General features: G+C 62.5%; 23 protein-coding genes. 11 read left to right on the top strand and 12 right to left on the bottom strand.

Annotated features, from left to right (window positions below; all coding sequences use genetic code 11):
- Positions 1-90: 90 nt before the first annotated feature.
- From PMO31116_RS24395 to PMO31116_RS03565, 3 genes are all read left to right on the top strand, one after another.
- Entirely contained in the window at positions 91-441 is a 351-nt protein-coding gene (locus tag PMO31116_RS24395) for an immunity protein Imm33 domain-containing protein (protein WP_425494758.1), read from the top strand.
- A gap of 137 nt (positions 442-578) precedes the next feature.
- Complete coding sequence (locus PMO31116_RS24515; protein ID WP_281350090.1) at positions 579-704, top strand: hypothetical protein; 126 nt, start codon at positions 579-581, stop codon at positions 702-704.
- 379 nt (positions 705-1083) lie between these two features.
- The gene (locus PMO31116_RS03565) at positions 1084-1299 is read left to right on the top strand and encodes a hypothetical protein (protein ID WP_150565533.1); all 216 of its coding nucleotides are present in this window, start codon (positions 1084-1086) and stop codon (positions 1297-1299) included.
- 215 nt (positions 1300-1514) lie between these two features.
- On the opposite strand, the gene PMO31116_RS03555 is transcribed toward PMO31116_RS03565, so the two are convergent.
- A complete protein-coding gene (locus PMO31116_RS03555) occupies positions 1515-2357 on the bottom strand; it encodes an IS3 family transposase (RefSeq protein WP_281350089.1) in 843 nt (280 codons plus the stop codon).
- A 45-nt stretch (positions 2358-2402) separates the two neighbouring features.
- On the opposite strand from PMO31116_RS03555, the gene PMO31116_RS03550 reads away from it, so the two are divergent.
- A protein-coding gene (locus PMO31116_RS03550) for an IS3 family transposase (protein ID WP_150565532.1) occupies positions 2403-3511 on the top strand; the annotation gives its coding sequence in 2 pieces (ribosomal slippage) (positions 2403-2652 and positions 2652-3511; 1110 coding nt in all).
- 34 nt (positions 3512-3545) lie between these two features.
- Here the strand turns inward: PMO31116_RS03550 and PMO31116_RS03545 are convergent.
- Positions 3546-3953 carry a hypothetical protein gene (locus tag PMO31116_RS03545; RefSeq protein WP_150565531.1) on the bottom strand — a complete coding sequence of 136 codons (408 nt, stop codon included), beginning with the start codon at positions 3951-3953 and terminating at the stop codon, positions 3546-3548.
- Positions 3954-4171: 218 nt separating this feature from the next.
- Here PMO31116_RS03545 and PMO31116_RS03540 point away from each other — a divergent pair, with 218 nt between their 5' ends.
- Positions 4172-4774, top strand: a complete 603-nt coding sequence (locus PMO31116_RS03540; RefSeq protein WP_150565530.1) for an immunity protein Imm33 domain-containing protein — start codon at positions 4172-4174, stop codon at positions 4772-4774.
- 166 nt (positions 4775-4940) lie between these two features.
- On the opposite strand, the gene PMO31116_RS03535 is transcribed toward PMO31116_RS03540, so the two are convergent.
- Entirely contained in the window at positions 4941-5795 is an 855-nt protein-coding gene (locus PMO31116_RS03535; protein ID WP_246185155.1) for a LysR family transcriptional regulator, read from the bottom strand.
- Between the two features lie 353 nt (positions 5796-6148).
- Between PMO31116_RS03535 and PMO31116_RS03530 the strand changes: the two genes are divergently transcribed.
- The 3 genes from PMO31116_RS03530 (at position 6149) to PMO31116_RS03520 (ending at position 9919) form a co-directional block, all read left to right on the top strand.
- Complete coding sequence (locus tag PMO31116_RS03530; protein WP_025249731.1) at positions 6149-7474, top strand: MFS transporter; 1326 nt, start codon at positions 6149-6151, stop codon at positions 7472-7474.
- 151 nt (positions 7475-7625) lie between these two features.
- Positions 7626-8825, top strand: coding sequence for a M20 aminoacylase family protein (locus PMO31116_RS03525; RefSeq protein ID WP_150565528.1), 1200 nt, complete (start codon positions 7626-7628; stop codon positions 8823-8825).
- Complete coding sequence (locus PMO31116_RS03520; RefSeq protein ID WP_150565527.1) at positions 8822-9919, top strand: M14 family metallopeptidase; 1098 nt, start codon at positions 8822-8824, stop codon at positions 9917-9919. The genes PMO31116_RS03525 and PMO31116_RS03520 overlap by 4 nt, the downstream gene beginning before the upstream one ends.
- 42 nt (positions 9920-9961) lie before the next feature.
- On the opposite strand, the gene PMO31116_RS03515 is transcribed toward PMO31116_RS03520, so the two are convergent.
- From PMO31116_RS03515 to PMO31116_RS03495, 5 genes are all read right to left on the bottom strand, one after another.
- Positions 9962-11491, bottom strand: a complete 1530-nt coding sequence (locus PMO31116_RS03515; RefSeq protein ID WP_174970825.1) for a TolC family protein — start codon at positions 11489-11491, stop codon at positions 9962-9964.
- The gene (locus PMO31116_RS03510; RefSeq protein WP_150565916.1) at positions 11488-13668 is read right to left on the bottom strand and encodes a peptidase domain-containing ABC transporter; all 2181 of its coding nucleotides are present in this window, start codon (positions 13666-13668) and stop codon (positions 11488-11490) included. Before PMO31116_RS03510 ends, PMO31116_RS03515 begins: the two co-directional genes overlap by 4 nt.
- Positions 13669-13670: 2 nt before the next feature.
- Positions 13671-14924: an HlyD family secretion protein gene (locus PMO31116_RS03505; RefSeq protein ID WP_246185136.1), complete on the bottom strand. Its 1254-nt coding sequence runs from the start codon at positions 14922-14924 to the stop codon at positions 13671-13673.
- A gap of 97 nt (positions 14925-15021) precedes the next feature.
- Positions 15022-15213 carry a hypothetical protein gene (locus PMO31116_RS03500; protein ID WP_150565525.1) on the bottom strand — a complete coding sequence of 64 codons (192 nt, stop codon included), beginning with the start codon at positions 15211-15213 and terminating at the stop codon, positions 15022-15024.
- 45 nt (positions 15214-15258) lie between these two features.
- Positions 15259-15447 (bottom strand): hypothetical protein, encoded by a 189-nt coding sequence (locus PMO31116_RS03495; protein WP_150565524.1) that lies wholly within the window; start codon positions 15445-15447, stop codon positions 15259-15261.
- Between the two features lie 377 nt (positions 15448-15824).
- Between PMO31116_RS03495 and PMO31116_RS03490 the strand changes: the two genes are divergently transcribed.
- A complete protein-coding gene (locus PMO31116_RS03490) occupies positions 15825-16277 on the top strand; it encodes a hypothetical protein (protein ID WP_150565523.1) in 453 nt (150 codons plus the stop codon).
- A gap of 132 nt (positions 16278-16409) precedes the next feature.
- Here PMO31116_RS03490 and PMO31116_RS03485 read toward each other — a convergent pair whose 3' ends face one another.
- The 4 genes from PMO31116_RS03485 to PMO31116_RS03470 are packed head-to-tail and all read right to left on the bottom strand — an operon-like array spanning position 16410 to position 19726.
- Positions 16410-16691, bottom strand: a complete 282-nt coding sequence (locus PMO31116_RS03485; RefSeq protein WP_145863058.1) for a XapX domain-containing protein — start codon at positions 16689-16691, stop codon at positions 16410-16412.
- A complete protein-coding gene (locus tag PMO31116_RS03480; RefSeq protein WP_150565522.1) occupies positions 16691-17140 on the bottom strand; it encodes a DoxX family protein in 450 nt (149 codons plus the stop codon). Before PMO31116_RS03480 ends, PMO31116_RS03485 begins: the two co-directional genes overlap by 1 nt.
- 26 nt (positions 17141-17166) lie before the next feature.
- Complete coding sequence (locus tag PMO31116_RS03475; RefSeq protein WP_150565521.1) at positions 17167-19026, bottom strand: amidohydrolase; 1860 nt, start codon at positions 19024-19026, stop codon at positions 17167-17169.
- Positions 19027-19039: 13 nt separating this feature from the next.
- A complete protein-coding gene (locus PMO31116_RS03470; protein WP_023597352.1) occupies positions 19040-19726 on the bottom strand; it encodes a hydrolase in 687 nt (228 codons plus the stop codon).
- 246 nt (positions 19727-19972) lie between these two features.
- Between PMO31116_RS03470 and PMO31116_RS03465 the strand changes: the two genes are divergently transcribed.
- On the top strand, positions 19973-20653 hold the full coding sequence (locus tag PMO31116_RS03465; protein WP_150565520.1) for a response regulator transcription factor: 681 nt from the start codon (positions 19973-19975) through the stop codon (positions 20651-20653).
- A gap of 161 nt (positions 20654-20814) precedes the next feature.
- A complete protein-coding gene (locus PMO31116_RS03460) occupies positions 20815-21204 on the top strand; it encodes a hypothetical protein (RefSeq protein WP_150565519.1) in 390 nt (129 codons plus the stop codon).
- The last annotated feature ends 122 nt before the right edge of the window (positions 21205-21326 follow it).

The following is a 21326-nucleotide window of genomic DNA, read 5'->3' as shown; positions in this document are numbered from 1 at the left end:
ATCTGGACCATCCGACGTCTTGCTCGGCAAGCCAAGGCGGGCGTTAGGAGCATTTGGTAAGGCGATGTGGGAGTTCTTTGGATTCAAGTGATGAAGGCGGATATGCAGGATATACAACGATCAGTCTGTAGGCGTTTCGGCGCGGATTACTTTTCCTGTGACCCAAACCTCAAGGTCGGCATTTCTCAAAATGTCAGAGACGGCGTCCGTCCATTGAACGGGTTGCGTATTTCCCCTGCAGGCGATACCTGCGGTTGGTACATATGGGCTGGACTCGAGTTTTCTGATGCGCCAGATTTTTTTGTGCCTCTGCACGTGTCCCACTTGCATGCGTGGGCTCCACTGGTATGGCCTTATCTGGGACTACCTCCGGGATGGCGCTTTCTTGTAACGGAGCAGTATGAAGACGTGTGGCGTGACGATCAGTTGATTCAAGATTAAGGAGTACTCGCTCGTCCGCGACGGGCACGACGACGGCCGATTAGCTGATCAATACGTCAGGCAACATCCTTGCAGGCAACAACCTGACGCTTAACGTCGCAGGTGGCATCACCAACACGCTGCCACCGCCGGTTCAGGTGCACGAGAACTACGGCAAGCTCGAAAAGTACTCGGGCTGTATGACGGCGGGTGGCTACAAGGAAAGCTACTGCGAGCCATACGTCGATCAGCAGTCGGGCAACTCATCGGTCATCGGTGCGTGAAACAATCGGTAGTAAAAGTGCTGACGAGCGATGGATCAAATATCGTCGACTGGGGAAAATACACGACGCAATCGGTGTCCATGCCAAACGGGTAGTCGCTGCAAACTCACTATTACAGGAACTCGGTGACAGGAAAGATCGAGGACATCACGCCTGATTTCAAGGGGAAAGGGACGGTTGTGCCATGATGATCCGGTATGCTCGGGAACGAGGGTATAAAGGAGAGGGGCGTGATCCGCACGTGACCCTCGGAAGGGCGTATGTTGTGCTCGGTGTTGTGTTCCGACCAGCTCCATATGCAACACAGGTATGTATTTGCACAGATGCGGATACTAAAAGTACTCCGCACGGTCAGCCATATTCGGACGGAGGTCCGGCCTTGTTCGACATGAATTTCTTCGATATTGTCGATCCGCGCATTCCAGCGGGCTGGTCGATGATGGATCACGGTCGCGGCTATTACAGATTAAATCCGGATGATTTTGGTAGCGACTTCTGGGATCGCTATCACGATGCTGACCCCGATGCCGAGGCGACCTTCGAGCGTGTAGTGGGGAAGCTTCATGCCTTCCACGCTGGAGTCGGTCGTATTTAGTTTGCGGCAGAGAGGGGCAGTGTTCGGGATGGGTTGACCACTACAAACCAAAATCGATCCCGTTAAAATAGTTGGCAGCAAGCAATGAAGGAAAGCGAGATGGCGGAGCGCCGAAGAGTGGTCGAGCTGGCTCATGCCATGCTTGACGGTAGGCTGTCGTTCTTTGAAGGGGCAGCCCACATGGACTGCTGCCGGAATTAAGACACTTTCCAGCCTCACGCCAAGGCACGTTCAAAGGCCTCGGGACTGATGCCGCTCAGATGGGTATGACGGCGGGCGCGATTGTAAAAGACTTCGATGTAATCGAAGATGTCGGCGCGCGCCAGGTCACGGGTTTTGTAGACGCGTTTTCGCACGCGTTCCTTTTTCAGACTGCTGAAGAAGGACTCGGCAACCGCGTTATCCCAACAAATTCTGCGCCGGCTCATGCTTGGCTCAAGTGAGTGCAAGCGACAGAATCGTCGCCAGTCATCGCTGCCATATTGCCAGCCCTGATCTGAATGTACGATGACAGACCCTGACGGCTTGCGTCGCCAGATCGCCATTAGCAACGCGTCGAGAATCAGTTCGCGAGCGAGCGTGGGCTTCATCGACCAATCCACCACTTTGCGCGAGTGCAGGTCGATGACCACGGCCAGGTAGAGCCACCCCTGCCAAGTGCGCAAGTCGGTGATATCGGTGACCCGCGCTCGATCGGGGCAATCGACGGTGAATTGGCGATTGAGCCGGTTCGGAGCGATGATCGAAGGGCGCCCGGCAATACGGCGCGGAGCCTCGTAGCCACGAATAGCCTGGATCCTGTTGGCCTGCATGATTCGTTCAACACGATGCTGGCCGCAAGTCTCACCGGCTTCGCGAAGATCGCCGAACACCCGACGGGCACCATAGATACCACCGCTGGCCACATAAGAATCATGGATCAGGCCGAGCAGGCATTGATCTTCGATGGCGCGATCGGACATTGTTTTGTTCAGCCACTGGTAGAAACCGCCGCGCGTAACTTCGAGCACCCAGCACATCACAGCGATACGTGACCTGTCCTGAAAATTTCGTACCAATCAGATCTAGGGATAATGGCGCCTCAGCTCAGATGAGGAGTTGGTATGAAGAAGAGCCGGTACAGTGACGAGCAGATCGTGCGAATTCTGCGTGAAGCGGATCGAGATACGATCCCCGAGGTGGCCAAGCGCCACGGCGTGAGCGAGGCGTCGATTTACGCTTGGCGAAAGCGCTTCGGCGAGATGGTCAGTGATGACGTCAGACGCCTCAAAGCGCTCGAAGCAGAGAATGTCAGGCTGAAGAAGCTGGTCGCGGACCAAGCACTGGATATTCAGGTCTTGAAGGAGATCGGCGCAAAAAAGTGGTGAGCGTGCAGGCTCGCTGCGAGCAAGTCCGGTTCGCAATCGAACGGGGCTTGAGCCACCGGCGAGCGTGTGCGCTTATGCAGATCAGTCGATCAAGCTTAGGCTACACACCAAAGATGCCCGGCAAAAATGCACCGGTGATCGAGGCAATGCGAACTTTGTCGGCGCAATTCCCGCGCTTCGGTTCGCGTCGCATCCGAGTGCTGCTGGGCCGAGAAGGTATTGTCGTCGGCCGTGATCGATGTGCCTCGCTTTGGGCGCAGGCGGGCCTGCAAGTGCCGAAGAAGCGGCGTAGACGTCGCGTGGCTGGCAGTCGACCAAGACCCCATGCGCCGGCAGCTCGAAACTCGGTATGGTGTTATGACTTCGTATTCGATGCCTGTGCAAACGGTCAGCAAGTCAAATGCCTGACGGTGGTCGACGAATATACGCGGGAATGCCTGGCGATCGATGTGGCGGGATCGATTCGCTCACGTCGAGTTATTGAGGTACTCAGTCGATTGATCAGCCTGCACGGCGCACCGCGCTATCTTCGGTCAGACAACGGGCCGGAGTTTGTCAGTACAGCGTTGTTGAAATGGGCCGCCCAGGAGCGGATCGAGACAGCACTGATTGATCCAGGCAAGCCTTGGCAGAACGGCACCAACGAGAGCTTCAACGGAAAATTCCGTGATGAGTGTTTGGCGATGGAGTGGTTTCGCAACCGGATCGAGGCGAGAATCGTGATCGAGGACTGGCGCACGCACTACAACGAGGTGCGCCCGCATTCGAGTTTGCAGTACCTAACCCCCGCCGAATTCCGTCGGGTCAGCGAATGTGGTTCAAACACTGGGGCCGTGATTCTCTAGACGCCAGTGGTACGAAAATATCCGTCAGGTCACGTCAATCAAACTCGATCGTGCACTCACTCAACGGATATAAGCGACCGTCTGAAACAGCGAAATTATCGCCCTTGATCCGACCTAGTAAAAGGTGCAACGCCTGCGCACCAACTTCGATGTCCATCCGCCAGCCATCAAGGTCACCATGATAGGCAATTGCGTGAAACAGCTGACCACTGGGCAAAGTGATCTTGCAACCTCGCTCGATAACTCCCCCGTACTTAGCATTCGGGGGATTAGTGAACTCCGTAATGTTTCTAAACTGTTTTCGGAACTTGTTCTTACCATCGTCAGCAAAATAGGCAAACTCCGTACCGTCTACAGCAACAGTCCCCGGAATCATCCGCGCGTCTTGCCTCTCAAGCTTTCCTCCTAGAATCTTCTCTAGGCGCTCTACCTGGCTGGTCATTACTTTCTCCCTCGTCACTTGGTCGGCGTGATCACGAATTTGAAGTTCTTTGACCTGCACCCCGCGTTTAGTACGGTGACAGTGTAGGGTCCGTTCCAGAGTGACGTACAGGGGACGAGCTATTGAGCCCGGTTATATTCGGGATGGTACGCGTCAAGCCGAAGTTATCAGTACGCACATCACGGATCGCATCAAATCTCTCGGATGAAGGCACTAGGATGATTGAGTACCGTACAAACTTGCGCCAGCGATTCGGCCACCCGAACATCAGTGTGGCGGTAGCGCCCGAGTTGGGCGTTGGCTTCGAGTGGATTCTCTCCTACTTCGAGAACGAGGTCGCCGACGGAGCGGCTTTCAGCGACAAGCAACTAGTGCAGATTGGCTGGATGCTAGTGATGTTGCGCAAAAATTCGTCGGGAGATTTGGACGTATGGGAGCCTAGTTTCGACTCGATACCGATCACCTGGGTTAAGGGTGGGAGCATGACTATTCGTCATCTGATGCTTCAGAGAGAGGTTTGCGCTCAATTGGGTGTTGAGCCTGAATTTCCGGCGTTGAATCTGTCCGGAATCGTATCAGCTGATTTCCTCGATAGCGATAGCTTCTACATGGATCGAGAGGCTGGCGATACCGCTGCCGATTCGGGCTGGCTGTTCAAGGGGCCAGAGCCAAGCGGAGGTAAGCATTACTCACTCTTCGAGATCGCGATTGCTCGTCCCGAAATCATTGCATTCCTTGCCCTTCCGATGGGAGCGTCGGTCAAATATGAGAAAGGTTGCATTGATATTCGTATTGGACCGACGTCACCCCGACTTCAGTAGCGCCAGGCGTTAAAGTCCGAGGCTAATCTGCCTATGCAATGACCCGCTCCCCCGCTAAACACGAAGTGCAGTCAGATGCTGAAGATATAAATCCCGCCGCTTCGTATGCCTGCACGGATTGCGGCCGGGATAGTAACCACACCTTGCCGCGAAACCCCACACGCATTCACCCCTGCGCCATCACCTGTTGCGCGATCGTCGCGGTGATTCCGCTTTTGTCGTGGCGTGTGCGTTCCAACAGTCCGATGCTTCGTTGCTCCGTGACGCCGGGCAGCGGGATCACACGTAGCGAATCTTCCTGTGCCCAAGTCGCGCTGCGCAGCATGGGAACGACGGCCACGCCGACGCGTTGCCGCACCAATGCCACGATTCCCTCGATCGACGACAACTCCAGGAAATCACTGACCTTCACGTGTTGACGTCGCACCGCGCGATCGATCAACGCTCCCGTGCGCTGTGACCGGTCGAACCGGAGAAACCGTTCCGTCTCCAGCAACTTCGTCACCGATACCGTCTTCAACGCCGACGACGCCAGCAGTACCAACGGCTCCCTGTACAACGGCGTCCATCGCACGCCGGCCGGACGCCGTCCCGATGGCTCGACCAGCACCGCGCAATCGATCTCCCCGGCGTCCAGCATGGCCGTCAGTTCAATCGAGCGCGCCGTCTGAATCAGGATCTCCAGGCGAGGTTGTGCCTGCTTGATCAACGACACGGCCGGTGCCAGCGCACTGACCGCCGATTCCACCGCGCCAATCGTCACCGGGCCCGCCGTCGATTCGATGCCGGCCGCCAACGCGCGCATCGTCTGATACTGCGCCAGCAGCTTCTCTGCATGCGGCAGCAAAACCCGTCCCATGGCGTTGAGCGCCACCGAGCGTCCCACGCGATCGAACAGGGGATGGTCAAACTCCTCCTCCAACGCCCGCATTTGCATACTTACCGCCGATTGCGTCATCGCCAGATGTTCGGCTGCCGAAGCGAACGATCCATATCTCGCGACCGCCGCAAACGTCCTCATAAATCGAAGATTGCTCATGAATGACTCACCGCTCACCGTTATCGCTCGACACTCACCACCGACGCCCGCCTCCGCCGCGCCGTCCACGTGCATCGCAAAGGCAGCTCCCTCGCCGAAAGACACGCCAGGCACTCACCGCGCGCCCACCGTCGGCTCGCCATCGGCTCCCCACATGGCCCCGCTCCGCCTCGTATTCATCCCGAATTCTCGTCCTCGATTCATCAGAAAAATTGCGATGACGGATCACAAATTCTAGCTTTTATTGGTTTTTTGGCACAAGCAGAATGGGGCGAAGCGAGTGCGGTCGGCTTGCCACGAACACCCAAAGTACTTCACAGAAGAGGAGTATCCCCATGGAAGTTTCGGTCGGGCGCGACAGCGCCGCAAACCCCGCGATCCCCGAGCGATCGGGAAAGCGCATCGATGTCGGCGTCATCGCCGTGTCGACCATCGGCAATGCGCTCGAATGGTTCGATTTCACCGTCTTCACGTTCTTTGCCGCCAATATCGCCCGCCAATTCTTCCCCAGCGATAACCCTACGGCCGCACTGCTCGCCGCATGGACGACCTTCGGTGTCGGCTTCCTGACGCGTCCGCTGGGCGGCATCGTCCTCGGCGCCTACGCCGACAGGCACGGCCGGAAGGCCGCGCTGCTCGTGACCATCTCCGTCATGGCCCTCGGCGTTGCCGTGATCGCGTTCGCCCCCACCTACGCGCAAATCGGCATGGCCGCGCCGGTGCTCATGCTCATCGGTCGATTCCTTCAGGGCTTCTCCGCAGGCGGCGAAGTCGGCAGCGCCACCGCATTCCTCGTGGAACACGCGCCGGTCGAGCGTCGCGGCGTATACGGCAGCTTCCAGATGATCGCGCAGGCGTGCAGCATGCTCCTCGGCGCCATCGTCTCGGTCGGCATCACCCAGACGCTCACGCCCGAGCAGATCGACGCGTACGGCTGGCGCATCCCGTTCGTCATCGGTCTGCTGATCGTCCCGGTCGGCCTCTACGTCCGCTCGCGTCTGGAAGAGTCGCCCGTGTTTCAGGACGCCCGTCACAAGCCCGCCGAAAAGCGCTCCCCGTTCCTCGAATCGATTACGGTGCACTGGCGCCAGGTGATCGCCGGTTTCGGCCTCACGGTGTACGGCACCATCGGAACGTATATCTTCTACTACTACATGCCGAGCTATGCCACGAAGTCGCTGGGCATCCCCTTCAAGAGCAGCGTGATCGCGTCGCTGTGCGCCGCCGTCGCGTACATCGTCGGCACGTTCGCCTCAGGTCGCATCTCCGACGCCATCGGCCGCAAGAAGCCGATGACCGCCTCCGCGCTCATCAGCCTGGTCATCGCCTATCCGCTGTTCCTTGCAGTGAGCCACGTGCCCACGCTGCCGATGCTCATCTTCGTGCAATGCTGCCTGATGCTCTCGCTCGGTCTCTTCCAGGGCTCCTATTGCGCGTTCGTGTGTGAACTCTTCCCCTCGCGGGTCCGCGCCACCTCCATGGCCATCGGCTACAACTTCGCCGTCATGATCTTCGGCGGCTTCGCCGGGGCCATCGCCACGCTGCTGATCGGATGGACGGGCGACAAGCTCGCGGTGGTCTACTACGGCCTGTTCGGCGCCGCCGTGGGGTTGATCACGATCCTGATGCTTCAGGACCGCTCGCGCCAGCCGCTGCTGTAATTCCGTAGCACGCTGCTTTCCAGGACCGTCGGCGCCATCGCGCCGACGCGCCCGACCAACACCTCCCCAACCCGCCCCTCGTCCAATGGCGTGATCGTCGACGTCCACGTCGCGGCATCGCCCCCGGGGCACCCATCAAGAGACGCAATCCATGTCCATCATTCCCGAAATCGCCGAACGCTCGGCCGAACTGCAAGCCATCCGACGCGACATTCATGCCCACCCGGAACTCCGCTACGAGGAAGCCCGCACGTCGGATATCGTGGCGAAACTGCTCGAATCGTGGGGCATCGAAGTCACGCGAGGACTGGGGAAGACGGGCGTCGTAGGCGTGCTGCGCAACGGCTCCGGGAAGAAGGTCATCGGTCTGCGCGCCGACATGGACGCGCTGCCGATTCAGGAGCTCAACACGTTCGAACACGCGTCGAAGTTCGCAGGGAAGATGCATGCCTGCGGCCATGACGGTCATACCGCCATGCTGCTCGGCGCCGCTCAGCATCTGGCCCAACACCGCACGTTCGACGGCACCGTCGTCTTCATCTTCCAGCCCGCGGAGGAGGGCGGGGGCGGCGCCAAAGCCATGCTCGACGACGGTCTGTTCGAAAAATTTCCGGTCGACGCCGTGTTCGCCCTGCACAACTGGCCAGGACTCGCCGCCGGCAGCTTCGGGGCCCGTGTCGGCGCAACGCAGGCGTCGAGCAACGAATTCCGCATCGTCGTCAAAGGCACCGGCGCACACGCCGCCATGCCGCACAACGGCATCGACCCGGTCCTCACCGCCATGCAGATCGGCACCGGCCTGCAAAGCATCATGACGCGCAACAAGCGCCCGATCGACGCCGCCGTGCTCTCCATCACCCAGATGCAGGCGGGCGAGGCGATCAACGTCATCCCGAACACCGCCACGCTGGCAGGCACCGTGCGCACTTTCTCGCTCGACGTGCTCGATCTCGTCGAGACGCGCATGCGCGGGTTCTGCGAGTCCACCGCCGCCGCCTATGGGTGCACGGTCGAGTTCTCGTTCACCCGCAATTACCCGCCGACGGTCAACACTGCCGCCGAAACGCAGTTCGCGACGAACGTCATGAGAGAGATCGTGGGACGAGATCACGTCGTCGACCCGATCGATCCGACGATGGGCGCGGAAGACTTCTCGTTCTTCCTGCTGGAGCGCCCCGGGTGCTACGCCTACATCGGCAATGGCACCGGCGACCATCGGGCGCATGGTCACGGACTCGGCCCCTGCATGCTCCACAACACGAGCTACGACTTCAACGACGAGGTGCTCACCCTGGGGTCGACGTATTGGGTACGGCTGACCGAGGCTTTCCTCTCGGGCGACGCGCGATGACCAACGCCGTGTTTTCGGAGAGCTATCGTCAGGCGCGCGAGCGCTTCGCGACGGCGGCCCGTACGGCCGGCGCCGAGGTGACGAGCCATATCATCCCCGGCATTACCGGCCGTGAAGGCGAAGCGCTGGCGACCGACGTTGTTCGACTGGGACCGGCGCACGCCCGGCGAATGCTGATCCTGACCTCAGGCACGCACGGCGTAGAGGGCTTCTGCGGCAGCGCTGCGCAGATCGCGCTGCTGGGCGACGAAGGTCTGAAGTCGCGTCTCGACGCGGGGAACGTGGCCATCCTCGTGGTACATGCCATCAATCCGTACGGCTTTTCGTGGCTGTCGCGCACCAACGAGGACAACGTCGACCTGAACCGCAACAGCATCGACTTCTCGCAACCGCTTCCGGTCAACGACGCGTACGCCGACCTGCACGCGCTGCTGGTGCCCCCGACCTGGCCGCCCGACGACGACAACGCGCGGGCGATCTCGGACTACATTGCCACGCACGGGGAAGCGGCCTATCAGCGCGCGCTGACGGTTGGGCAGTACGACTTTGCCGACGGTCTGTTCTACGGCGGGCGAAGCCCCGTGTGGAGCACACGTCTGATGCGCACGCTCATCGAGACGCACGCGAAGCACTGCGACGCGATCGGATGGATCGACTTCCACACCGGTCTCGGGCCGCCGGGACACGGCGAGAAGATCTGCGTGGGCGCCCTGGACGCCGAGGAACTGTCCCGCGCCCGCGCGTGGTGGGGCGCCGACCTGGCCAGTCCCGTGGACGGCACGACGGTGGCGTCGAATGTCGGGGGCCCTTTGCTCGATACCCTGCGCAGCGCGCGACCGGACGCTCAGATTACTGCCATGGCCATCGAGTACGGCACGGTGCCACTCATCGACATGCTGCACATGCTGCGCGCCGACGCCTGGTTGAAGCAGCACCCGGAAGCGCCGGCAGCAAAGGCGTCGTCGATACGAAACGCGTTGCGACAGGCGTTCTGCTTCGACGACCCGGTATGGCAGGGACAGATCCTCGGTCAGGCGCGTGTGGCGATCCTGCAGGCGGTCACGGGGCTGGGGCGCACGTCGGCGCGTGACTGACGCGCCCGGCAGCGCGAGTCTCGCGCAATCCCTACGGGGCGCTTAGGGCCGTGCGTCGTCGACCGTCAGGCGGCCGATATCGGCTGCGAGTTGCAGGCGCGCAGTCTGCCACGCGATGTAGGCGGCAATGTGTTGCTGTTCGGCGTCTGTCAGCTCGTTCTGTGCTGTCAGCAATTCGAGGAATGTGCCGACGCCCGCCTTGTATCTTCCCAGGGCGACATCGGTCGTTTCGCGCGCGCTCGCGAGGAGGCTGTCTGACAGGCGCAACGTCTGCATGCTGGACGAGAGCACTTCGTAATGGCGCCATACGTCCGCAGCGATACGTCGTCTGACCAGGTGCAGTGTCTGCGCGCGTTTCTCGACTTCCGCCAGCGCATCTGCGACCCGGTACTCACGTGAAAATCCTTCGAAGAGCGGGATCGTGATCTGCACGCCGACGCTCCGGTTGTTGATGACCTGGCGCGTTGTGACCTGCGTGATCGGTGTGTCCCCTCGGTCTGCCCACGCCACGAATGAAACTGTCGGGCGCCCCTGGCGACGCACGACATCGACGTGCGCGCGGGCGGCATCGAGTTCGGCCTGGGCTGCCGCTATATCGGGATGCTGTGCGAGTGCCTGATCAAGCATCGGCCCGATGGGCGGCAGGTCGTCACGCTGTGTCGCGCGTGCCGGCGGCAGGGCGCTGAGTGTGAGATCAGTGTCCGCAGGCAAACCGATGACCAGCGCCAGCTCGCCAAGCGCCAGACGCGCCGCGCTGTCGGCCTGGCGTGTCGCCAGTCGCATGCGCGACCACGTGGTCTGCGCCTGAAGCTTGTCCGCGCGAGCGCCCACGCCGGCGTCGAGTCTCGCGGATGCGGCATCGAAACTTTCCCTGGCGATTCGCTCCGCCTCGCGCGCGGAGCGCAGCACACCGCGTCGCGCCTGCGCGTCGTAGTACGCCCGCACGGCGTCGAGAAACACGGTCTGCCACCGGGAATCTCGCGAAGAAATGGCCGCATCGACCAGCGCCTGGTCGCGCGCGACCGCGGCCGATCGCTGGCCGAAGTCGTAGAGCACCCACGTCAGGTTCAGCGCGATGTCCGTGCTGCGACTGTTTAGCGACGAGTTGAATTCCGGCGAATCGTCGTACGTCACGCGTTGATCGACGCGTGCAAGGCTGCCGGTGGCGTTCACGGAAGGAAGATAGGCGCTTCGTGCTACACCGAGCCGCGCTTGTCGGGCACGGACTTCCGCCCACGAATGGCGGGTGCGCGGATCGCTGGCCAGCGCCATCACGACGACATCCTCGAGCGTGAGCGGCGTCCCGGTTGCGGGTGGGCGCGATGGAATATTCGGCACGTCGATCTGCGAATGTGATGCCGGCGGTGTGCCGGCTCGGACCTCGAACGTCGGCGGCGGCGGGGGCGGGGGCGGCGGCGCCATGGCGTGCAGCGGGTCGTTCCATCCCCAGGCGAACGCTAGCCCTGGCAGGAGCGTGAACGCCGCGGCCACCAGCGGGCACCGTCCGCCACGCACGCCGTAATACGAAGGGCCGCGTTCCGTCCCGGTGCCGGTGCGAAGCCTCCGTCTCATGCCGAAGCCGTGTTCGCAGGGGGGGCGATTGCACCCTCGGCACATGTCGTGCTCACGGCATGCCTGGTATCGCGAACGATACGGCCGCCGGCGAGTATCAGTTCTCGCGAGGCGCTCAAGACCGTTTCCTGTCGATGTGCGACGATCACCCGCGTGATGGACAGCCCGGCGATGGCGTCGTTGACTTCCCGCTCGCGGCCGACGTCGAGGTGGCTCGTCGCCTCGTCGAGGAACAGCAGGCGCGGTCGCTTGTACAGCGCACGGGCGAGCAGTACACGCTGCTTCTGCCCGCCGGAGAGCACCGTGCCCATGTCGCCGACAAGCGTGTTGTATCCCATTGGCATGGCGGCGACGTCGTCGTGAATCGCCGCCATTCGCGCGCACTCGCCCACCCAGGCCATATCGGCATGCGGATCGAAAAAGCTGATGTTCTCCGCGATGGAGCCGGCAAACAGCGTGTCGTCCTGCAAGACGGTTCCGGCCATCAGGCGCAGTGTGTCCAGTCCCACATGTCCGACGGGCACGCCATCGAGCAATACCTCGCCTTCGGTCGGCGCAAGCATCCCCAGCATGACGTTAATCAATGTGGATTTGCCGCCCCCGGACGCCCCGGTGATGGCCACGGACTCCCCGCCCTCGATACGGAAATTCACACCGTCGAGCACGAAGGGCTCATGTTCGCTGTACCGAAACCGAAGGTTGCGCACCTCGATCGCAGGCACGGCCGGCGTGTCGCTCAGTTCGGCGGCGTCGCGCCAGGTCGCCGCCGAGGCCGGCTCCGGGGCATGCAGCACGATGTCGGCCAACCGCTCCCCCTGCAACTGCATCATCTTCACGTCGACCCACTTGTCGAGCAACGCGCTCACGCGCGTGTCGAACATCTGCCTGTAGGCCATGAACGCGATCAATGCGCCGACGGTGAACGCGCCGTCCAGCACGAGTCGCGCCCCGAGCCAGACGATGGCGATCGTCTCGAGGCCGAACAGCACGCCGCTCAGCGCCCGGTAACCGAGCGTCATTTTCTGGATCGTCAGGTCGGCATTGATCTGATTGACGAGCAACGTGAGCCAGCGCGAGCGCCGTTCGTCCTGTTGCCGAAACAGCTTGATGGTCTTCACGCCGCGCACCGTCTCGAGAAAGTGTGTCTGCTGCTTGGCGGCGTGAACGATCTGGGCCTCGGTGGCGTCGCGCAGCGGCACGAACCACAACCAACGTCCGAAGGCGTAGAGCCCCATGGCGCCGAGCGCAACCCACGCGAGCGGAGCGCTGAAGGCGAACATCATGGCGAGCGTGATCGACATCACCATGCCGTCGAGCATCGCCTCGAGAAACGAGGTCGTCAGCGTGCGCTGAATGGCGTCGATGGCGCCAAATCGCGACACCACGTCGCCAAGATGCCGCTTCTCGAAGTAGGTGACCGGAAGTCGCAGCAAGTGCATGAAGACATTGCTGCGCCATTGAAGATTGAGCGTGGTGCCGAGGAACATCAGCACCCACCCACGCGCCGCGCTGGTGACCTGCTGCATCAGTAGCAGTAGCGCGAAGCCAACCGCCAGCGTTGTCAGCAGGTCGCGATCCGCGCTCGGCAGCGCGTGATCGATGACCCATTGCATCAGAAAGGGCTGCAGCACCATCAACACTTCGAGTCCCAGTGCCAGCACGACCACGTGCGCCACCGACGCGCCAAGTCCGGTGATCCGTCCGATCAGGCGCTGCAAGCGCACGGGCCGGCGCTCGCGCAGCGGCGAGAACTGCGCTGTCGGCCACAACTCGAGTGCCACCCCGGTGAAGCGCTTCGAGACTTCGTCGAGGGAGCATGCCCGGATGCCCATGGCCGGATCGAAGAGCGTGACCGTGCGGCTACCGACTTCGCGCAACACCACGAAGTGATTGAATTCCCAATGCAGTATGCACGGCAGACGCAGTTTCGACAGGGCGTCGATGTCGAGCTTGACGGGACGCGAGGCCAGCTCCATGCGCGCCGCCAGCTGTACCAGGGCGCCCAGCGTCAGTCCCTTGAGCGAGACAGGAAAGCGCCCGCGCAGCGTGGCAAGATCGGTCTCGTGCCCGTGATAACCGGCAATCATGCCCAGACAGGCGAGACCGCATTCGGCCGCCTCGGTCTGCAGCATGAGCGGCATGCGCTGTCGAAAACTCAGTGCAAGACGATCCGGCATCATTACAGTTTCCCCGACAGGCTTTGGACGGGATCGAACGCCCATTGATAGAGACGGCGGCGCTGCCGAAGCAGGTCGGCCTCGACCTGCATGCCCGGGCGCAGCTCCCACGGTTGGCCCAGCGGCGATGTGGGTGTGGCGTCGAACGACACGGTGACGCGGTACAGTGGCTCGCCGCCGCCGTCGACTCTCGCGCCTACGGCGTCGCCCAGTTGATCGGCCGGCATTGCCGTGCGGGCCACCATGTCCACCACACCGGGCTGCTGGCCCCACCGCTCGTATGGATAAGCCGGATAGCGCAGCAGGACCCGGTCGCCGCGCCGAACTGTCCCGATCGACCGGCTCGGGGCATAGAGCTCGGCCTGAAGACGCGTGCCCGCCGGCACGAGGGCGGCCAGCGGGCGACGGGCGTCCACGGCCTGACCGACGTCTGCCACCATGGCGGTAACGATGCCAGCCCGAGGCGCTGTGATCTCGGTGCGACGCCTGGCCTCGCTGCGGCTCAGCGCCTCGGCGTTCTCCGACAGTTCTCGATCGATGGCCGCGATTTGCTTTTGTTGTTTCAGGGACAGCTCGGCGAGGGTGTTCGTTTGCCCTGTCAGCTCGGCGCCGATGCGAAGGCGCTCGCGGGTGAGAGTCTGCAACTGACCGCGTTGGTCGAGGGCGTCGGCACGCTTCTGATCGGCCTGCTCCTGAGAGATGTAGCCTTGTCCGACCAACCCGCGATATCGCGCGGCGGTCTGCTCCGCGAGCGCCACGCGCTCGCGTTGGCCTGAGATCTGCTCGTCGAGCGCGCCGGCTTGCCCGCGCAGGCCGCGTACGTCAGCTTCCAGGCTCGCCCGTTCACCGGCCTGCATGGCGCGGGTCTTCTCCCGCGCGTCGCGAAGACTCGCGTCGCGGTGAAGAACTTGCTCGCTGATCGCCGCCTGCGTGGCTCCCAGGGCGCTTTGGCGTTCGCCGGAAATCACGAAGAGGATGTCACCCGCCTTTACCCGTTGTTCGTCGCGCACCCGACGCTCGACAACGATGCCCGCGTCGGGGACATACAGCTTGATGAGGCCATGCTCCGGCACCAGCTGACCGCGTACGGTGGTGCGCTGCGTGTAGCTGCCAAATATCAGAAAGAGGATGACCGCCGTGGTGAACGACGTGAGCACCCCCGTGAGCAGACGCATCGAGAGCGGCTGGATGAGGACGATCTCGCCAAGCGAAGTCGTCTTTTGCGCAGACAGCGCTTCTTCACGGAACAGGGGCACGATGAGTGGCGGCGGGCACGCACAGGTGTCTCAGGGGCAAGCGCGAGGGCAAGCCCTCTCGCTTGCGTACGACCCGAGCGACTGCGCTTCACGTCTGTCAGAACGTCGGGCCCGGGCCGCTCGGAACGCTCTTCATCGCTCGGCCCAGAGTGGTTTGCAGTGCCGCCGACTTCATATTTGTACGTAAACTGCCCACGCCACCGCTCACCTGAGCGATTTCCTCCGATGAGAGCTCGGTCGGCTGCGTGGGGGCGGTGGTTTTCGAGGTGTCGTCCGTTTTGAGGGCCATTTCGTTGATCTCCAAGTAGTTGAGCTGCGACGTCGGTCGGGGCGTTCAGCGCGCGTAAAAGTTCGCTTTGTTGGCGACCGGTGCCGCGCCCGGGACGTTGGTGCCCGCAATGGTCGTCTTCCGATTGCCTGCGCCACCGCTCACCTGAGCGATTTCCTGTGCATTCAGGTCTTTGATGGTGCTCTCGACGGCTTTCGATCCCGCGTCTTTTGTCTTCTGCTTTCCCGTTTCCATCCGAGTCTCCTTGCAAGTCGCGCGAAGCAGAGCAAAGTTGCCGGTCTCGCGCATGATTGACGTATGAACCGCGTCAACGACGGTACGGCCCCGGGCATTGGGCGGGCGCTGATCCGTCGAACGGATTCAGGGAGGCGGGGATGGGGTGCCCCGTTCCGGCGCGCGGCCAAAACATGTACTTCGGTAGGTATGCTAGCGATCGGATCGGGGCGGCGCATTGGACTAAAGTCCTATGCGCCGCAGATGTTGCCTGTGCGAGACGCCGGGAAATCGGTGTGTCGCCGGAAAAGGAAGTCCACGGCCGCGTCGGCAAAGCGGCGCGGCACCGGGCTGGCAGGATGCCATCTCCCATGACTCATCACCCAAGGAGATCGATGATGCAGCCTCTCTCGTCAACGATGACCCGCGCCGTGCCGGCGTCGCCCGACGTATTGGCCTGGCAACCGCAGGCGCCGGCCGATCGCGGACCCGCCGGCGACTTCGCCTTCTTCAGAGAGCCGTTACGGCACGACAGCGTCCTGCGCGATCAGTGGAGCGCAGCCGTCGGCAACGGCTCGCCCTCCGGCATGTGGTCGCGCTTCGTCCACGACGTGGGCGAACGGTTTTTCAAGGGCAGCCGGAAGCAGCGCGTGATGGACGCTCTGGTGCTGTCGCTCGATCTGTTGCCGGAGCGCAGGCGCGCGGACGCGCTCGGCTGTCTGCTCGCCGATGGCGTGGAAGGTCGAGCGGCCGTCGAGGAGTTCTGGCCGTATGTGGGCATGGACCGCATCCCGGAGGTCGACCGCGCGCGTGTTCGCCGCCTGCTGCGGGAGTACGAGATCGGTCGTTGACCCGGCGTCCATGCACCATCGATCGACCGCCAATCGGGCGTTAAACATGCACCAGGCGGCCACCAGGCGGTCTTCCATCGCGCTTTGACGCCGCGACCTCGGCCCGCGGCACTGTTCGGAAACACCGCGGCGTCAAGCCTGCGGCGTTTCCGATTTGCCGTCTTGCGTCGACGTCTTCGCCACGGGCGCAGGCAGGCCGGTGATCTTCGGCACGCATTCGCGGTGGAACCACACGAGATTGACCGGCTCGCCGGCGAGCAAACGCTTCACCGGCGGCACCACCTGCTCGCCGATGAGCATGCCGAGCAGGCCGATCAACGCGACGGCAGGGGGCGCCGGAGAGCGCACGCCGAGTCCGCCGTATATGACGCCGACGAGAATGCCGACGGCGAGCGAAACGAGATAGAGCTTCATCAGGATCTCCGCGAAGCGTGGGCGCCGAGGTCGTACCAGGCCACGGCGATGAAGCCGCCGACCAATCCGAGGTGCTCGAAGAATCCGTTGGCAATCATCTGGCGCGCCTCGGGCGGGGCGTCCCAGAAGCGATTGGCAAGGAACGTCGCCGCCAGCGTGAAGGCCGCCAGCGCCAACGCACCCAGCCATCGCCCTTTGCCTGTCAGGATCATCAGCGACGCACCGATCTCGAGCACGATGACCGCGACCGCCATCGGCGCGGCAGGCGACAGGCCGAAGTGCCGCATCTCGGCGATGGCGCCGTGAAAGTCCAGCGCCTTGTCGATGCCTCCCTGTAAATAGGCGCTGCACAGCAGCAACAGCGCCAGCCAGCTGACCCAGCCCGGCAGCGAAAGGGCGCCGCGCGACACGGGCGGCGACGGATCGGACGACGGCTGCAATGTGGCCATGGCGCACCTCGGATGACGTCGGGGATTCAGAAGGCCCAGCAGGAGCAGCCGAGCGCGCCCCAGAAGCCGCTCTCGTCCGACGCCGGTACGTTGGCGCCCCAGGCGCTCGCATGCGCATGACCGTGCACGCCGCATGAACTCGCGCAGGCACAACTCACGCTGACGTTGAGCACTTGCGGTCCGCGCGGCTGATAGCCCACGCCGTGCCGCGCCGGCGACCAGTCCGGCATCGCCGGGGGGAGTGCGGGCGCATGACGGCTGAAGTCGCCATCGCCGTACACGACCTTGCCACCCAGCAACGTGAGCACCGACGTGATGTCCTGGATATCGTCTTCGGGAACGCTGAAGTAGTCGGCCGAGAGCACGGCGAGATCGGCCAGTTGCCCGATCTTGATCTGCCCCTTCTTGCCCACTTCCGACGAAAACCACGTGTTGGCCTCGGTCCAGAGGCGCAGTGCCTCGTCGCGATCGAGCAGGTTGTGCGGCGCGTACATGCGCAATCCCCCGACCGTCTTTCCCGTGACCAGCCAGTAGAGCGATACCCATGGGTTGTACGAGGCGACGCGCGTGGCATCCGTGCCCGCGCCCACCTTCACGCCCCGCTCGAGCATGCGGCGGATCGGCGGCGTTGCCTCGGCCGCCCGTGCGCCGTAACGCTCCACGAAGTATTCGCCCTGGTATGCCATGCGATGCTGCACGGCGATCCCGCCGCCAAGCGCCGCGATCCGGTCAATGTTGCGATCGCTGATCGTCTCGGCGTGATCGAAGAACCAGTGCAGGCCGTCGAATGGCACGTCTTTCGCAACCTTCTCGTAGACGTCCAGCGCGCGCGAGATGGTCTCGTCGTAGGTCGCATGCAGGCGCCATGGCCAGCGATTCTCCGCGAGCAGGCGTACCACCGGCTCCAGATCGTCTTCCATCGACGGCGGCATTTCGGGACGCTCCACGCGGAAATCCTCGAAGTCCGCCGCGGTGTACACCAGCATCTCGCCCGCACCGTTGTGACGGTACAGGTCGTCCCCCTGGCCCGGGCTCACCTGCTTCACCCAACTGCTGAAGTCGGCGAGCTCCGCCTTGGGCTTCTGCGTGAAAAGGTTGTACGCGAGACGCACCGTCAACTGATCTTCCCGGTGAAGGGCCTCGATGATCTCGTAATCCTCAGGGTAGTTCTGGAATCCGCCGCCCGCGTCGATGACGCCGGTCACGCCAAGTCGGTTGACTTCGCGCATGAAGTGACGCGTGGAGTTCTTCTGGTACTCAGGCGGCAGCTTCGGACCCTTGGCGAGCGTGGCGTAAAGAATGGTCGCGTTGGGCTTGGCAAGCAGCAGCCCGGTCGGGTTGCCCGACGCATCCCGGACGATCTCCCCGCCCGGCGGGTTGGGCGTGTCTTTGGTATAGCCCACCGTGCGCAGCGCCGCGCCGTTGAGGATCGCACGGTCGTACAGGTGGAGGATGAACACCGGCGTGTCCGGCGCGACGGCGTTCAGTTCGTCGATGGTCGGCAGGCGCTTCTCGACGAACTGATGTTCGGTAAAGCCGCCCACCACGCGGACCCATTGCGGCGCCGGCGTCCGGTCGACCTGATCCTTCAACATGCGCATGGCGTCGGCCAGCGAGCGTACGCCGTCCCAGCGCAACTCCATGTTGTAGTTGAGGCCACCGCGAATGATGTGCATGTGGCTGTCGATCAGGCCGGGGATGACGCGGCGGCCCTGCAGGTCGATGATCGGCGTATCGGCGCTGGCCAGTCGCATCACGTCTTCGCGCGTGCCGACCGCGGTGAACGTGCCGCCGGCAATGGCGACGGCGTCGGCCTGCGGATTGGCACGGTCGAGCGTGGAGAACTTGCCGTTGACCAGAATGAGATCGGGCGTGGGGGCGGGCATGGCTGGACTCCTGTCAGCGAGCGGGAACCGCGGCGATGGCTTCGTGCGGCGTTTCGGTGCGTTGCGGCGCCTTGTGCACCATCGTATAGGCATAGTCCACGCCCATGCCATACGCACCGGAGTGCTCCTTCACGAGCTTCATCACGGCATCGTACGTGTCGCGATGCGCCCAGTCGCGCTGCCACTCAAGCAGGACCTGCTGCCACGTCACAGGCACCACGCCGGCCTGGACCATGCGCTGCATGGCGTAGTCGTGGGCTTCACGCGAGGTGCCTCCCGAGGCGTCGGCCACCATGTAGATCTCGTAGCCCCCCTCGAGCATCGCGCACAGCGCGAAGGTCGTGTTGCACACTTCGGTCCACAGGCCCGAGACCACCACCTTCTTGCGACCGTTGGCGGCGAGCGCGTCGCGCACTTTCTGGTCGTCCCACGAGTTCATCGAGGTGCGCTCGAGCAGCTTCTGGTTCGGGAAGACGTCGAGCAGTTCGGGGTACGTGAAACCCGAAAACGATTCGGTTTCCACCGTGGTGATCGTCGTCGGAATATTGAAGATGCGGGCGGCCTTGGCCAGACCGACGGTGTTGTTCTTGAGCGCCTGGCGATCCATCGACTGAACACCGAATGCCATCTGCGGTTGATGGTCGATGAAGATGAGCTGGCAGTTCTGGGGGGTAAGGACTTCGAGCTTGGGATTCGACATGGAAGACTCCGGAGGGAAGGCTGGGATGGGTCGTAACGGCACCGCACACGACCATCCGAGAGCGTATGCCGCCGATGTGACTGCTTCCATCGTCTCTTCGTATTAGCACGACCGGCGCCTTTGCCGACGGGGCTTCGCGGCCGGCTATCCACCGAAATCGGTAGCACGTTCGTGCTTTTTGATTCGTTTGAGAGACACGTGACTGACGTATACTCAGCAGCATTCCTTTTGACTCTGCCGACCTGCATGAACCGGCTTCCGGACTGCGATACCCCGAGCGTCTATGTCGTTGATAGCGACCGGACGCGCAACGATACGCTGTGCGCGCAACTCGCGTCGGCGGGCCTGGCGATACTGGGCTTCGAGAGCGCGGCTGCGTTCCTGGCGCATGTGCGCGCCGCAGGTCCGGCCTGTCTGGTGCTGTCGGCAGACCTCGATGTGCCTGGCGGCGGGCTGGCATTCCAGCACGAGCTCGCGGCATTGCGCGATCCGATTCCGGTGGTACTCGTCGCCAGTCATGCGGACGTGACGATGAGTGTGTCGGGCATGAAGGCCGGGGCGGTCGACTTTCTCACGCCACCGCTGACTGAGGCCGGATTGCTCGACGCAGTCGGGGCGGGCCTGGCGCGAGACCGTCAGCGGCTGGCGATCGAGAAGGTCAGTGGTGATGTTGCCGAGCGCGCGCAGCGACTCTCGCAACGGGAGCGCGAGGTGATGGCGCTCGTGGCGGCCGGGCGGATGAACAAGCACATCGCCGACGAGCTCGGGATCAGCGAAGTCACAGTGAAGATTCACCGCGGCAATGCGATGCGCAAGATGGAAGCGCGCTCGTTCGCCGATCTCGTCATCATGGCCCACAAACTTGGCATGACGTCCCCGGCGCTGTATCACGGAGGAATCGGACGGCATCGTCGCGAGCCAGCCTGAGGTGTTGCCGTCGCCGCGCGGGATTCGGTGGGGCTGGCAGCCTCTGATGCGTGAAGTGGGGGACGCAGCGCTGAACGTCGGGATGCGTTTTGCCGGTCGCGATGTCACCCCCTTTGGGTTCTCTCTATATATTAGGTCGCCGCGGACGGCGTCGCGATTCGATGATCACCGGTGCCGCAGGCGTTCATGGCATCCCGTTGCCGACGGCTGATGGAGAGGCTGGGCCGAAGCCGTCGGAAACGCAGCCCCGTAAAAATAGTTTCACAAAAGGGTTGCGCGGTTGGGCGAACGTGACTAATATCTCGTCTCTCGCAACGATGGCGACGCAGCGCAAGCGGCGAAGCGGTTGGGGCGACGGGCTGAAAAGCCAGGTGGTTGGTGGTTTTCGAGCAGGCGAGTCGCTACGGCGGCGAGCGAAGAAAGCGAAAAAAACTGTTGACGACGACGAGAAGCTGCGACATAATCTCACTTCTCTGCTGCTGATGCAGCGACGCAGAAAACGAAGCGACGGCGCGGTAAGTTGGCGACGAAGCGAAGTGCGATGCGATTGATCTTTAAAAATTGAACAACCGATAAGTGTGGGCACTCGATGAATAGTGCGTCTGCTTCGGCAGATTAGCTTTAAATTTATTGAGGCTCACATAGTAATAGGTAAGTTAAGTAATTAACTTGT

It is taken from the genome of Pandoraea morbifera (assembly GCF_902459575.1).
Lineage (GTDB): Bacteria > Pseudomonadota > Gammaproteobacteria > Burkholderiales > Burkholderiaceae > Pandoraea > Pandoraea morbifera.
This window is presented reverse-complemented; position numbering and strand designations above follow the sequence as displayed.